General features: G+C 65.9%; 14 protein-coding genes, 1 tRNA gene and 1 riboswitch. Of the genes, 9 read left to right on the plus strand and 6 right to left on the minus strand.

What is annotated here, in order from left to right:
* Positions 1-8 precede the first annotated feature (8 nt).
* The 3 genes from G3N94_RS12765 to glyA form a co-directional block, all read right to left on the minus strand.
* The gene (locus G3N94_RS12765; RefSeq protein WP_205792746.1) at positions 9-572 is read right to left on the minus strand and encodes a GspH/FimT family pseudopilin; all 564 of its coding nucleotides are present in this window, start codon (positions 570-572) and stop codon (positions 9-11) included.
* A gap of 152 nt (positions 573-724) precedes the next feature.
* The gene (gene nrdR, locus G3N94_RS12770; RefSeq protein WP_205792747.1) at positions 725-1,204 is read right to left on the minus strand and encodes a transcriptional regulator NrdR; all 480 of its coding nucleotides are present in this window, start codon (positions 1,202-1,204) and stop codon (positions 725-727) included.
* A gap of 6 nt (positions 1,205-1,210) precedes the next feature.
* The gene (gene glyA, locus G3N94_RS12775; protein WP_205792748.1) at positions 1,211-2,458 is read right to left on the minus strand and encodes a serine hydroxymethyltransferase; all 1,248 of its coding nucleotides are present in this window, start codon (positions 2,456-2,458) and stop codon (positions 1,211-1,213) included.
* Between the two features lie 138 nt (positions 2,459-2,596).
* Positions 2,597-2,696: riboswitch (ZMP/ZTP riboswitch) on the minus strand.
* A gap of 177 nt (positions 2,697-2,873) precedes the next feature.
* Between glyA and G3N94_RS12780 the strand changes: the two genes are divergently transcribed.
* From G3N94_RS12780 to G3N94_RS12820, 9 genes are all read left to right on the plus strand, one after another.
* A complete protein-coding gene (locus G3N94_RS12780) occupies positions 2,874-3,620 on the plus strand; it encodes an SDR family NAD(P)-dependent oxidoreductase (RefSeq protein WP_205792749.1) in 747 nt (248 codons plus the stop codon).
* A 98-nt stretch (positions 3,621-3,718) separates the two neighbouring features.
* On the plus strand, positions 3,719-4,204 hold the full coding sequence (ybgC, locus tag G3N94_RS12785) for a tol-pal system-associated acyl-CoA thioesterase (RefSeq protein WP_205792750.1): 486 nt from the start codon (positions 3,719-3,721) through the stop codon (positions 4,202-4,204).
* Positions 4,205-4,364: 160 nt separating this feature from the next.
* A complete protein-coding gene (gene tolQ, locus G3N94_RS12790) occupies positions 4,365-5,042 on the plus strand; it encodes a protein TolQ (RefSeq protein ID WP_010091489.1) in 678 nt (225 codons plus the stop codon).
* A 10-nt stretch (positions 5,043-5,052) separates the two neighbouring features.
* Positions 5,053-5,502: a protein TolR gene (gene tolR, locus G3N94_RS12795; protein ID WP_026044964.1), complete on the plus strand. Its 450-nt coding sequence runs from the start codon at positions 5,053-5,055 to the stop codon at positions 5,500-5,502.
* Positions 5,499-6,575, plus strand: a complete 1,077-nt coding sequence (gene tolA, locus G3N94_RS12800) for a cell envelope integrity protein TolA (protein WP_205792751.1) — start codon at positions 5,499-5,501, stop codon at positions 6,573-6,575. Before tolR ends, tolA begins: the two co-directional genes overlap by 4 nt.
* 121 nt (positions 6,576-6,696) lie before the next feature.
* A complete protein-coding gene (gene tolB, locus G3N94_RS12805; protein WP_205792752.1) occupies positions 6,697-7,992 on the plus strand; it encodes a Tol-Pal system beta propeller repeat protein TolB in 1,296 nt (431 codons plus the stop codon).
* A gap of 17 nt (positions 7,993-8,009) precedes the next feature.
* Positions 8,010-8,519 (plus strand): peptidoglycan-associated lipoprotein Pal, encoded by a 510-nt coding sequence (pal, locus tag G3N94_RS12810; RefSeq protein WP_205792753.1) that lies wholly within the window; start codon positions 8,010-8,012, stop codon positions 8,517-8,519.
* 15 nt (positions 8,520-8,534) lie between these two features.
* A complete protein-coding gene (ybgF, locus tag G3N94_RS12815) occupies positions 8,535-9,284 on the plus strand; it encodes a tol-pal system protein YbgF (protein WP_205792754.1) in 750 nt (249 codons plus the stop codon).
* A 55-nt stretch (positions 9,285-9,339) separates the two neighbouring features.
* Positions 9,340-9,415: transfer RNA gene (locus tag G3N94_RS12820), tRNA-Lys, on the plus strand.
* A gap of 113 nt (positions 9,416-9,528) precedes the next feature.
* Here the strand turns inward: G3N94_RS12820 and G3N94_RS12825 are convergent.
* Genes G3N94_RS12825 through G3N94_RS12835 form a run of 3 tightly spaced genes read right to left on the minus strand, consistent with a single transcriptional unit; the run spans position 9,529 to position 13,746 of the window.
* A complete protein-coding gene (locus G3N94_RS12825) occupies positions 9,529-11,118 on the minus strand; it encodes an MDR family MFS transporter (RefSeq protein ID WP_241021795.1) in 1,590 nt (529 codons plus the stop codon).
* Positions 11,115-12,233 (minus strand): HlyD family secretion protein, encoded by a 1,119-nt coding sequence (locus G3N94_RS12830; protein ID WP_205792755.1) that lies wholly within the window; start codon positions 12,231-12,233, stop codon positions 11,115-11,117. Before G3N94_RS12830 ends, G3N94_RS12825 begins: the two co-directional genes overlap by 4 nt.
* Positions 12,234-12,273: 40 nt before the next feature.
* Positions 12,274-13,746, minus strand: coding sequence for a TolC family protein (locus tag G3N94_RS12835; protein WP_205792756.1), 1,473 nt, complete (start codon positions 13,744-13,746; stop codon positions 12,274-12,276).
* Positions 13,747-13,791 lie beyond the last annotated feature (45 nt).

Here is a 13,791-nt window from a genome sequence, read left to right on the forward strand (position 1 = left end):
CCGCGCGTTCACGATTCGGCGTCGCAACGGCCGGCGTTCACGCGCGCGCGGCCGCCCGCCGCGATCCGCACGCACCGCGATGCGCGCGCGTCGTCCACCGCGCGCCCATCGCGCCGGGAACGCAATTCGAAGCGCCGGATCCCGCCGATCACCTGCCCGGCCGGCGGCGCAAACGCCAGATCGTGCGCGACGCCCGCGACAGCCACTTCCGCGTCGCGCGGGTATCGCCTCAACACACGCGCCTGCTCGTCGAAGTGTCCGCTCACGATCCAGCCGCACGACCATTCGGCCGCGTCACATCGCTCGCCCGCACGCAGGCATGCGTCGTCGTTTCCGGCCCGGCACAGCGTGACGCGCACGCCGAGACGCACGGCCTCGTTCCGCGCGAACGACAACGCGCCGAGCAATGCGCGCGAACGGGCGTCGATGCGCTCGCGCATCCGCCATTGATCGAACGACGGCGCCGCATACAGACCGAGCCCGGCGATCAGCGCGACCACGACCATCAACTCGACGAGCGTGTACCCGCACGCGCGCCGGCCTGCCTTCCGTTCTGTCTGATTGCGCCGCATCGTGAACCTCCGCCAACGTGATGCGACGACTGTAGCGACATGCACGCACGCGCACCATCCGCCGAACGGCCAGCTGGCGCGACACGATCGCGCCGACCACAATCGACGCGAGATGAACAACCGGAGGGATCGGAATGAATCAGCGCAGCGCGTCAGCGCTTACGCGGGGGCTTGGCGGGGGAAGCGCGACGGAACTCTTCGATCACGTCGGCAAATTCGGAAACGTCCTCGAACCGGCGATAGACCGACGCGAAACGGACATAGGCAATCGTATCGAGACCGCGCAACTCGTTCATCACGAGTTCGCCGAGCTTCTCGCTACGGACTTCGCGCTCGCCTGTCGCGAGCAGCTGATATTCGATGCGGGCGACCGCCGCATCGATCGCGTCAGCCGCAACCGGCCGCTTGCGCAGCGCGAGTTGCATGCTGGCGACGATCTTGCGACGGTCGAACTCGGTGCGGCTGCCGTCCTTCTTCACGACGGCCGGCAACGCCAGCTCGACCCGCTCGTACGTCGTGAAACGCTTGTCGCAGGCCGAGCAGCGACGACGCCGGCGAATCGCGGCGCCGTCTTCGGACACGCGCGAATCCACCACCTGCGTGTCGTCGCTCCGGCAGAACGGGCAGCGCATGAGCGATCAGCGATAGACCGGGAAACGCTTGGTCAGCTCGGACACTTGCGCGCGCACGCGCTCGATCGTCGCCGCATCTTCCGGCGCCTCGAGCACATCGGCGATCAGGTTGCCGACCAGCTCGGCTTCGGCCGTGCCGAAACCGCGCGTCGTCATCGCCGGCGAGCCGAGACGCACGCCGCTCGTCACGAACGGCTTTTCCGGATCGTTCGGGATCGCGTTCTTGTTGACCGTGATGTGTGCGGCGCCGAGCGCGGCTTCCGCTGCCTTGCCGGTGATGTTCTTCGCACGCAGGTCGACCAGCATCACGTGGCTTTCGGTGCGGCCCGACACGATGCGCAGGCCACGCTTGACCAGCGTTTCCGCCAGCACGCGCGCGTTGTCGACCACCTTCTGCTGGTATGCCTTGAATTCCGGCGACAGCGCTTCCTTGAACGCGACGGCCTTCGCGGCGATCACGTGCATCAGCGGACCGCCCTGGATGCCCGGGAAGATCGCCGAGTTGATCTGCTTCTCGTACTCGGCCTTCATCAGGATCACGCCGCCGCGCGGGCCGCGCAGGCTCTTGTGCGTGGTGGTCGTGACGAAATCGGCGTGCGGCACCGGGTTCGGGTAGACGCCCGCGGCGATCAGGCCCGCGTAGTGCGCCATGTCGACCATCAGGTACGCACCGACCGACTTCGCGATCTTCGCGAGACGCTCGAAATCGATCTTCAGCGCGAACGCCGATGCGCCTGCGACGATCAGCTTCGGCTTGTGTTCCTGCGCGAGTTGCTCGGCGGCTTCGTAGTCGATGTCTTCGTTCGCGTCGAGGCCGTAGCTGACGACGTTGAACCACTTGCCCGACATGTTCACGGGCGAGCCGTGCGTCAGGTGGCCGCCGTGCGCGAGGCTCATGCCCATGATCGTGTCGCCCGGCTTCAGCATCGCGAAGAACACGCCCTGGTTCGCTTGCGAACCCGAGTTCGGCTGGACGTTCGCGGCTTCGGCGCCGAACAGTTCCTTCACGCGGTCGATCGCGAGCTGCTCGACGATGTCGACGTATTCGCAGCCGCCGTAGTAGCGCTTGCCCGGATACCCTTCGGCGTACTTGTTCGTGAGCTGCGAACCCTGCGCGGCCATGACAGCCGGGCTCGTGTAGTTTTCCGAGGCGATCAGCTCGATGTGATCTTCCTGGCGGCGGTTTTCCTGCTCGATCGCTGCAAAGACTTCGGGATCGACGTTCGCGATGGTGCTTTGGGCTCTGTCAAACATACGGTTTCCGTTAAGTGTGTACAGGTTGACCGGGGTGGCCGAGTACACTGCGCTGCTGGCGGCACCAGCTCGACGTGGCGGAAGAATCCGTATGACGCGAGACAGGGACAGCCACCGGCGATGTACGCGACGGCACACAACGGCTGCCCAGGCGAACGGCAAAAACGGCGCCCTGCGCTTCACGGTGGGATGCTCCACCTTGAACCCGAGGGTTCTATCGCCAGTCACGCAGGGGTGATGAGCGCGTTAGTTTATTGGATGCGTCATGAATAGGCAACCGCGCGGCCGCCGGCCAAACAATCAGGGACAGGCTCCTTGCGCCCGTGGCGGATACGTTTCGCCGCCTTGCCGCGGTGCGGCAATCTCAGTACGCTTGCAGGTTCCCCATCCGCTATTTTTCCGACCAGGAGCAGCAATGATCGTGTTCGTCACAGGCGCGTCCGCCGGCTTCGGCGCCGCCATCGCCCGTGCCTTCGTCAAGGGCGGCCACCGCGTCGTCGCGACCGCACGCCGCAAGGATCGTCTCGATGCGCTCGCAGCCGAACTCGGCGACGCGCTGCTGCCGCTCGAGCTCGACGTGCGCGACCGCGCCGCGGTGGCCGCGGTGCCGGCGGCGCTTCCCGCCGAGTTCGCGGCGCTCGACGTGCTCGTCAACAACGCGGGCCTCGCGCTCGGCGTCGAGCCGGCCCACAAGGCCAGCCTCGACGAATGGCAGACGATGATCGACACGAACTGCTCGGGTCTCGTGACGGTCACGCACACTTTGCTGCCCGGCATGATCGAACGCGGCCGCGGCCACATCTTCAATCTCGGCTCGGTCGCGGGTTCCTATCCGTATGCGGGCGGCAATGTCTACGGCGCGACGAAGGCTTTTGTCCGACAATTCAGCCTGAACCTGCGCGCCGACCTGCTCGGCACGCCACTGCGCGTCACCGACATCGAGCCGGGTCTCTGCGGCGGCACCGAATTCTCGAATGTCCGCTACCGCGGCGACGACGCCAAGGCGGCCAGCGTCTACACGAACGTCCAGCCACTGCTGCCCGAGGACATCGCCGACACGATCTACTGGATCGCGACTCGCCCCGCGCACGTCAACATCAACACGATCGAGATGATGCCGATCGCGCAGGCGCCCGGCGGCCCCACGGTTTACCGCGGCTGAACCCGCGCGGGCCGGCCGCGGGACGACCGCCGGCTGGCCCGCCACTACTACATTCCGTTACGAATCGGTAACAAATCCCGTTACCCGCTTCCGGTAAAATGCGCGCCATGACTCAGCCTACCCGCCCTCCGGAAGCGCCTTCCGGCTTTACCTGGCCGGTGCGCGTGTATTACGAGGATACCGACGCAGGCGGCATCGTCTTCTATGCCAACTACCTGAAGTTCTTCGAGCGCGCCCGCACCGAATGGCTGCGCGCCTGCGGCATCGACCAGAGGCAGCTCGCCGACGAAACGGGAGCGCTCTTCATCGTCCGCAGCACCGCGCTCGACTATCGCGCGCCGGCGCGGCTCGACGATGCGCTGGCGATCACGAGCCGGCCCGGGCGAATCGGCCGCGCGTCGGTGGAATTCACACAGGAGGCATGGCGCGGCGATACGCTGCTCGTCGCCGGGCACATCCGCATCGGCTGCGTCGACCGCACCGGCATCCGGCCCGCGGCGATCCCGCCGGCCGTGCTCGACGCGCTGCAACGCGGGCCCGTCAACGACGCCGGGCAGACGATGTTGTCAACGAGGCTCGCGTGAGCCCCGTTTAGACGATGCCTATGAACTCGCCTTCCTGAATCGATACTAAGCAAGGTTCGGCGTCAGGTACGGCATCCCGGCCTGTCAGCCGGCGCGCCACGCTGCACCCCGCCGGGCGCCCCTGGCCGGGCGCCCCCGAAGGGACGTTACTCAAACCTATATGAATACTTCTCAAGACCTGTCGATCATTTCCCTCGTCCTCAATGCGAGCGTCCTGGCCCAGGCGGTGATGGGGCTGCTGCTGTTGCTGTCGCTGATGTCGTGGACCTTCATCTTCCGGAAGTGGTTCGCGATCCGCCGCGCACGCGCGCAGACCGAGCGCTTCGAACGGGATTTCTGGTCGGGTGGCGACCTGCAGGCCTTGTATCAGAGCGCGGCGAACAACCGCCACACGATCGGCGCGCTCGAACGGATCTTCGAATCGGGGATGCGCGAGTTCCTGAAGGCGAAGGAAAAGCGCATCAGCGACCCGGGCCTCGTGCTCGACGGCGCGCGGCGCGCGATGCGCGCATCGTTCCAGCGTGAGATGGACGTGCTCGAGGCGAACCTCGCGTTCCTCGCGTCGGTCGGCTCGGTCAGCCCGTATATCGGCCTGTTCGGCACGGTCTGGGGGATCATGAACTCGTTCCGCGGTCTCGCGAACGTCCAGCAGGCAACGCTCGCGAACGTCGCGCCGGGCATCGCCGAAGCGCTCGTCGCGACCGCGATCGGCCTGTTCGCCGCGATTCCCGCGGTGGTCGCGTACAACCGCTACGCGCACGACATCGACCGCCTCGCGATCCGCTTCGAGACCTTCATCGAAGAGTTCTCGAACATCCTGCAGCGTCAGGCCCAGTAAGGAGCGCGCCATGGCCGGAACTCCCATCCGATCCAGCATGCGCGGCGGCCGCTCGCGCCGCGCGATGGCCGACATCAACGTCGTGCCGTACATCGACGTGATGCTCGTGCTGCTCGTGATCTTCATGGTCACCGCACCGCTCGTCGCGCCGTCGATCATCAACCTGCCGACGGTCGGCAACGCCGCGCCGCAGGAACAGACGCCGCCCGTCGTCGTCAACATCAAGGCCGACCGGACGATGAGCGTCAAGTACAAGGGCGCGTCGGGTGCGACCCAGGAAGACACGATGACGAAGGCCGAGCTCGACAGCTTCATCGTCGCCCGTCAGGCCGATCATCCTGACCAGCCGGTCGTGATCGCAGCCGACAAGACCGTGCAGTACGATGCCGTCATGACCGTGATGTCGGATCTCAAGGCGCGTGGCGTCAAGCGCGTCGGCCTCCTCGTCAAATCGCAATGAAACGGCAACTCCCGCGCAGCGCCGCCTACCCGCCTCAGCCTCCACGCGAACGTGGCACGTGGCGCGCGTTCGCGCTCGCCGCGCTGATGCACGTGCTGCTCGCGCTGTTCCTGTACCACGGCGTCCAATGGCAGAACAGCACGCCGGCGGGCTCCGAGGCCGAGCTGTGGTCGACGGTGCCGGACATGGCCACGCCGCAGCCGGTCCCGGCGCCGGCGCCGCCCGCGAAGGTCGCGCCGCCCCCTCCTCCGGTGAAGAACGAGGAAGCGGACATCGCGCTGCAGCAGAAGAAGCGCCAGCAGGAAGCCGCCGCACGCGAAGCGCTGCTCGAACAGCAGCGCCGCGCGCAGCAGCTGAAGGCCCAACAGGAAGAGCAGGCGAAACGCGCGCAGCTCGCGGCCCAGCAGGCGGCCGCGCTCGCCGCGCAGAAGGCAGCCGAGCTCGAAAAGCAGAAGCAGGTTGAACGGCTCAAGCAGCATAAGCAGCAGCTCGCGGAGCAGCAGAAACTCGAACAGCAAAAGCTTGAACAGCAGAAGCTCGAGCAACAGAAGCAGGCGAAGCTCGAGGCTCAGCAGCAAGCCGCGAAGGCGAAAGCCGAGGCCACAGCCAAGGCAAAGGCCGAAGCAAAGGCCGCAGCGAAGGCCGAGGCGGCAGCCCGCGCGAAGGCGGACGCGGCGGCGAACGCGAAGCTCGACCAGGAGCGGCGTACGCGCCTCGCGCAGATGCAGGGTCTCGCCGGCGGTGGCGAAGGCGGCGGCGAAGGCCTCGCGAAGAGCGGCACGGGCACGGGCTCGGGCGGCACGGCGGCCACGCCGGGTTACCCGGACAAGGTGCGGCGCCGCGTGAAGCCGAACATCGTCTGGGGCGGCGAGCGCGCGGGGCTGACGACGGTCGTCGCGATCCGCTGCACGCCGTCGGGCGACGTATTGAGCGTATCGATCCGCCGTTCGAGCGGAAATTCGGGGTGGGATCAAGCCGTGGTCAGTGCGATCCAGGCATCGGTCCCGTTACCTCCCGATTCTAACGGTCGTACCCCGCCAAGCATTACGATTACCTTCCAGGCGGCGGAGTGAGCGGAAATGCGCATACACTCCGGGCGTCGCTGCAAGACGGAACGAATCGCGGGAACGAATCGGGTATTTTTACTGTCTCTGCGGTTGCGCAGCGATACTAGTCATACGGGAAGCAAGAAGCATGAGTTTGATGACGAAGCTAGGTTTCAGGGCACTCGTTGCGTCGTGTCTGATCGCGGCGGGCAGCGCCGCTAACGCGCAGGTCAATGTGCTGATCACCGGCGTCGGTTCGACCCAGTTCCCCATTGCCACCGCGAATTTCGCGAACGAGGCAGGTCTGCCCCAGCAGGTCACGTCGATCGTCCGCTCCGACCTTGCCCGCAGCGGCAAATTCACGAACATCGACGCGGGCAGCACGCCCGTGCCCGAGACCGCGTCGGTCGATCTCGGTGCATGGAAGGCCAAGGGCGCGAACGCGTTCGTCGCGGGCAGCGTGAACCGCGACGCAAGCGGCCAGTACAAGGTCAACTTCATCCTGTACGACACCGTGAAGCAGCAAAGCCTCGGCGGCCTGTCGCTGACGGCGACCGACACGACGCTGCGCACGGCCGGCCACAAGATCGCCGACTACATCTACCAGAAGCTGCTCGGCGTGCGCGGCGTGTTCGCGACGCGGCTGTCGTACGTGATCAAGTCGGGCAACCGCTACCAGCTACAGATTTCCGATTCGGACGGCCAGAACTCGCGCATCGCGCTGTCGAGCACCGAGCCGATCATTTCGCCGGCGTGGTCGCCGACCGGCACGAAGGTCGCGTACGTATCGTTCGAGCGCAAGAAGCCGATCGTCTACATCCATGACCTGCCGACCGGCCGCCGCTACATCGTGTCCGACCAGAAGGGTAACAACAGCGCGCCAGCATGGTCGCCGGACGGCCAGACGCTGTCGGTCGCACTGTCGCTGACGGGCAACACGCAGATCTACTCGGTGAACTCGACCGGCGGCGGCCTGCGTCGCCTGACGCAGAGCAGCTCGATCGATACCGAGCCGTACTACTCGCCGGACGGCCGCTGGATCTACTTCACGAGCGACCGCGGCGGCGCGCCGCAGGTCTACCGGATGCCGGCCCAGGGCGAAAGCGGCGGCTCGGCGCAGCGCGTGACCTTCACCGGCAGCTACAACACGAGTCCGCGCGTGAGCCCGGACGGCAAGATGCTCGCTTACATCTCCCGCACGGGCGGGGGCTTCAAGCTGTATGTTCAGGATCTGCAGACGGGCGCGGCGAACGCGATCACGAATACCAGTCATGACGAGTCGCCGAGCTTTGCGGCGAATGGCCAGTACATCCTGTATGCGACGCAGTCGGGTGGTCGCAACGTGCTGGCTGCCGTTCCTTCCGACGGCAGCGCGCCGCCGCAGATCCTGTCCGTCCAGGGCGGCTCCGTACGCGAGCCGTCGTGGGGACCCTTCATGCAATGACCAATAGGAGAGTAACCATGATGTCGAAAAAAGTTCGTCTGGCCCTGGCCGTGATGATGGTCGGCGCGCTGGCAGCATGCAAGTCGGGCGTGAAGCTCGATGAAAAGGCCAACGCCGGTGCGATGAGCACGCAGCCGAACCCGGAAAACGTCGCGCAAGTGAACGTCGATCCGCTGAACGATCCGAACGGCCCGCTCGCCAAGCGCAGCATCTACTTCGATTTCGACAGCTATTCGGTGAAGGATGAGTACCAGCCGCTGCTGCAGCAACACTCGCAGTACCTGAAGAGCCATCCGCAGCGCCACGTGCTGATCCAGGGCAACACCGACGACCGCGGCACGAGCGAGTACAACCTCGCGCTGGGCCAGAAGCGTGCGGAAGCCGTGCGCCGTGCGATGGCACTGCTCGGCGTGGCCGACTCGCAAATGGAAGCCGTGAGCCTCGGCAAGGAAAAGCCGCAGGCAGCGGGTCACGACGAGGCTTCGTGGGCGCAGAACCGCCGCTCGGATCTCGTCTATCAACAGTAACGGAAGGTTCGCTGTATGACGCACCGTGAAACCTGGCTGCGCGTAGCCGCAGCCGTCTGCGTCGTCGGCGCGGCGTGGTCGGCCGCGCCGGCGCACGCCGGCATGTTCGACGACAACGAAGCGCGTCGCGCCGTGCTCGACCTGCGCAGCAAGAACGACAGCCTGACGAATCAGCTGCAGGCTGCGCAGCGCACGATCCTCGATCAATCCGGCCGCCTCGACCAGCTGAACCAGCAGGTCGCGACGCTGCGCGGCGAGAACGAGGACCTGACGAACCGGCTCACGACGCTCGAACGCCAGCAGAAGGAGTACTACACCGATCTCGACACGCGGCTCAAGAAGTTCGAGCCGCAGCAGAAGACGGTGGACGGTGTCGAAGGCACCGTGCAGCCGGGCGAAACGGATGCGTTCAATACAGCGCAGCAGCAGTTCCGCGACGGCAACTTCAAGGCTGCCGCTGCGTCGTTCCGCAGCTTCATCGCGAAGTATCCCGAGAGCCCCTATCAGCCGACCGCGCAATACTGGCTCGGCAACGCACAGTACGCACTGCGCGACTACCGGGGTTCGACGGCGACCTGGCAGGGCATCGTGAGCAAGTTTCCGCAGCATCCGCGGGCGGCCGATGCCCTCCTCGCGATCGGCACGAACCAGCTCGAGCAAGGCCAGAAGGCGGTCGCGAAGAAGACCTTCGAACAGGTCGTTTCGCAGTACGGCGGGTCGAGCGCGGCGCAGACGGCACAAGGCAAGCTGCAGACGATCAAATAATTGTGACGCAGGTTGTTGACAGACCTGCGGTTCACCTTTATAGTCTTGCTTCTTCGGGTCGTTAGCTCAGTTGGTAGAGCAGCGGACTTTTAATCCGTTGGTCGCAGGTTCGAGTCCCGCACGGCCTACCAGATGTAAGAAAGAAGGGCTTCCAGGAAACTGGAAGCCCTTCTTTCGTTGCTTCGCGCTTTTGCTCTTCACACTCGCCAGCAATCGCGCGATCCGCTGGAAACGCATACCGCCCTCACCGCTTGATGCCTCGCAACGCAAATGCGCCCGCCATGCACGCGAGCATCACAACGCCAGCGATCAGAAACGTATCGCTGTAAGCCATCAGCAGCGCTTCGCGCACCACGCGCTGATTGATCAGCGCAAGTGCAGTTTCGCGTGCACCGTCGAAGCGACCGACGGGCAGCACGTCGGCACGCGGAAGATGCGCGCGTGCGATCACGCGCGCGAGCAGCGTCATGCGCTCCTGGAACGCTTGCGCATAGGGCGTCACCGCTTCACCGATGCGCGCCATGTGCAGCTTCTGACGTTCGACGACAATCTGGCTCACGACCGCGATGCCGATCGCCCCGCCTACATTGCGAACCATGTTGAACACGCCCGACGCAGAACCGAGCTGCGTCTTGTCGACTCCGTTCACGGCCATCACCGACAGCGCGATGACGACAAACGACTGCCCCACGCCGCGCACGATGAGCGACGGCACAATCACGTTCGCGGCCGAATCGGCGTCGAGGTGAATGTTCATCAGGCAACCGGCCGCGACCAGCAGGAAGCCCACCGCAATCACGACGCGCGGACTCGTACGCCGCATCAGCGGTGGCGTCAGGAACGACATCGCGAACTGGACGAGGCCATAGGGAATCATCGTCATGCCGATGTCGCGCGCGTTGTATCCCTGTGCTTCGGCCAGATAGTTCGGCACCAGGAACACGACGCCGAACGCGACCGCGCCAAACAGGAACTGCATGAGGCTCGCAATCCCGAAGTTGTATCCTGCAAGCAGGCGCAGATTGATGAATGGCTGTGCACGACGCACCTCGATGGCGACGAACGCGACGAGCCCCACCGCCGCGATGCAAGTCAGAAGCACGATACCGCCGGACGCGAACCAGTCCTTACGCTCGCCTTCCTCGAGGACAATCTGCAGCGCACTGAGGCCCACCGCCATCGTCAGGATGCCTGGCCAGTCTGCGTTGCGCAGTTTGCCGATATCGACGGCGACCGGCCTGATTGCCCACGCAATCGCAGCAATGAGCGCAATCGCGGGCGGAATCTGCAGGTAGAAGATCCAGCGCCACGAATACGTATCCGTGAGCCAGCCCCCGAGCGACGGCCCGGCCGCCTGGGCAACGTTGTTCGCGACGGCGAACAGTGCCATGCCGAGCGGATGGCGTGACTTCGGCAGTTCGGTGGCAATGAGCTGAAACGACAGCGGAATCAGCACGCCACCGAACGCGCCCTGCAACGTGCGGGCGACGATCATCGTGCCGATCGTCGGCGCGAGCGAGCACGCCAGTGAGAACGCCAGAAAGCCCGATGTGCCGACAAGCAGCACGCGCCGCGCGGAGAAAACCTGTACGAGCCAGCCCGTGAGCGGAATGACGACAATCTCGGCAACGAGATACGCCGTCGTGATCCACGAGCCTTCCTCGAAGCTCGCACCGAGCGAGCCACGTATGTCCGGCAATGACGCGTTTGTCACGTGCACGTTCATGCCCGCCATGAAGCAGCCAAACACGCCTCCGAGCACGGCGACCCACGAACGCAGCGAGACGCGGTCCTCGTCCATCTTCTCGTCGATCTGCTCTGCAACCGCGCTCATCGTGGCACCTCGCGTGTATCGACGCGCGCAATCACCGACATGCCAGGCCGCAGCACCACATCGCGCGGCAACGCATCGAGCACGATCTTGACGGGCACACGTTGCACGATCTTTGTAAAGTTGCCGGTTGCGTTGTCCGGCGGCAGCAGCGCGAACTCCGCGCCCGAGCCCGGCGCGATGCCACTCACGCGGCCGCGCAGCGCATGCCCCGAAAAGGTGTCGACGTCGAGTTCGACCGGCTCTCCCGCGCGCATCGACGCGAGTTGCGTTTCCTTGAAATTCGCGATCACGTAGGCCTCATGCATCGGCACCACTGCAAGCAGCGGAGCGCCCGCCTCCACGTATTGCCCCGCGCGCACGCTGCGCTGGCCGACCGTCCCGTCGCGCGTCGCGACGATACGCGTGTGCTCGACGTCCAGCGCGGCAAGCTGAAGTTTCGCCTGTGCCGCGTCGACGCGCGCGTGCGCCGCGTCGATCGCGGCACTATTCTGCGCGCGGTGCCTGCGCAGCACGTCACTCTGTTCGCGCTGCGCCTGCGCCGCAGCCAGCGCATGTGCGAGCGTTGCGCGGGCTTTCAGCGCGTCCGCGTGCGCTGCCTCCCAGCGCTGGCCGCTCGCCGCTTGATCCGCAAGGAGTGCACGGTAACGGTTCGCGTCTGCGTCGCGTCGCACGGCTTCGGCGCGCGCAGCGTCCACGTCGGCCTGTGCCTGCGCAATCGTACTGGCCTGTTGCGTGAGCTGTGCATCGAGCGTCTGCGATGCCGCCTGCGCCTCCTGCAACGCCGCTTGCGCCTCGAGCACCGCTGCCTGCGCAGCACCCGCTCTTGCACGGTAGTCACGGTCATCGAGCGTAACGAGCACATCGCCGCGGCGCACCGCCTGATTGTCGCCGACCGCCACGTCCGTCACGTAACCTGAAACGCGCGGGCTCACGGTGACGATGTCGGCACGCACATATGCGTCATCGGTCGATTCGATGAAGCGTGCGACGCGCCACCAGTGCGCCCCCCACGCGATCAGCACGATCGCCGCCAGTGACGCGCCTGCGATGATCCACGGCCGCTTCGCGCGGCTCGCGCGTGCGGCTTGAACTTCGGTGTCAACAGTCGTACTCATGCGAGCAGTATTCGTTTGAATGGTGAAAAAAAGTTCGCGCTCACGGCTGCCAGCCGCCGCCGAGCGCCTTGAACACGGTGATCTGGTCCAGCGCAACCTGTTGTGCGGACCGGGCGAGCGCGGCATCGACGGCGACGAGGCTGCGCTCCGCATCGAGGACGCCTAATGAATCGATCGTACCCGCCCGGAACGCTCGCTCGGCGAGCCTGAACGCACGCGCATGCTCGGCGCGCGCCGTCTCGAGTGCGTCGCGCTCACGCCACGCTGCGTCGTATCGCGCGAGTGCCTGCTCGGTCTCCTGCAGCGCACGCAACACCTGCGCGTCGAACTCGGCGCGCGCGCCCTTGTCGTCCGCACGCGCTGCACCCAACTGAGCGCGGCCTGCGGCGAGATTCGGAAAGTTCCAGCTGATAAGCGGCCCCAAGCCCCACGCGACTGCGTACCGGTCACCGAGCGTCGCCGGGTTCCCCGTCGTGGAGAGCCAGTTCACCGCCCCCCCGAGCGTGATGGATGGATAAAGCGCAGCCTCTGCAACACCCACCCGGGCGTGCGCCGCCGCCAGCTTGCGTTCGGCCTCTCGCAGATCGGGCCGCCGCCGCATCAACGCTGCACCGTCGCCGACCGGAAATGGCCGGGCGAGCGCAGGCGGTTTGCGGCACGCCTTCGCGGCGGCCGGAACGTCGGCAGGCGGACGGCCGACGAGCACCGCCAGCTCGTAGAGGGCGGCGCGGTGTTCCCCACTGAGCGCGGGCAGGCTGGCACGGGTGTCGTCGGCAAAGGCGCGAGCACGCGCGAGTTCCATCGACGATACGAGGCCGAGCGTCTGCTGGCGCTCCGTCAGCGCGGCAATGCGCTCGGCGATGCCGAGTGAGCGCTGCACGACGTCGACACGTTCGGCGTAAGCGCAGGCACGCGCATAGGCGCTCGCAGTCTCGGCGGCAACGGTCACGCGCATCGCATCTGCGGCGGCCTGTCGAGCGTCGGCGTCCGCGTGCGCGGCATCCACGAGGTTGCGCACACGCCCCCAGAAATCGATTTCCCACGACAGCGCGAAGCCAGGCGCCCAACCGAAGCGCGCCGCAGCACTTCCGCTGTTGCGTGCGGCGGCAACGATCTGGTCGTTGGGGTGCTTGCCGTAATCGACGCCGAATGACGCTTGCGTTGACGGCAGACGCGCGGCTTCCGCCTGGTTGACGACGGCGCGGGCGCGCTCCACGCGTGCCACGGCGACAGCAAGGTCGCGATTTTGCACAAGCGCCTCGCGAATCAGTGCGTCGAGCGCAGCATCGTCGTAGAGGCGCCACCAGTGGTCCGGTGGCGCTGCGAATGTCACGCCAGGCGCCGACGCCGCTGCGTCAAACGGTGCGGCATGGATCGCATCGGCAACCGGCGGACGATACGGTTCGGCAATGGAACACGCCGCGAGGGTCGCGACAGCAGCCAGCGCAACCGCGTGAGCGCGCAGAGCGAAACAACGCCGAATGGCGAAAGGAAAAGTCGGAGCGGCGAGCATTGGACGTGATGGAACGAATCGGTCGTGCCATGTTATGGTCAAGCG

The sequence above is a fragment of the Burkholderia sp. Ac-20353 genome (assembly GCF_017104785.1).
Classification (GTDB): domain Bacteria; phylum Pseudomonadota; class Gammaproteobacteria; order Burkholderiales; family Burkholderiaceae; genus Burkholderia.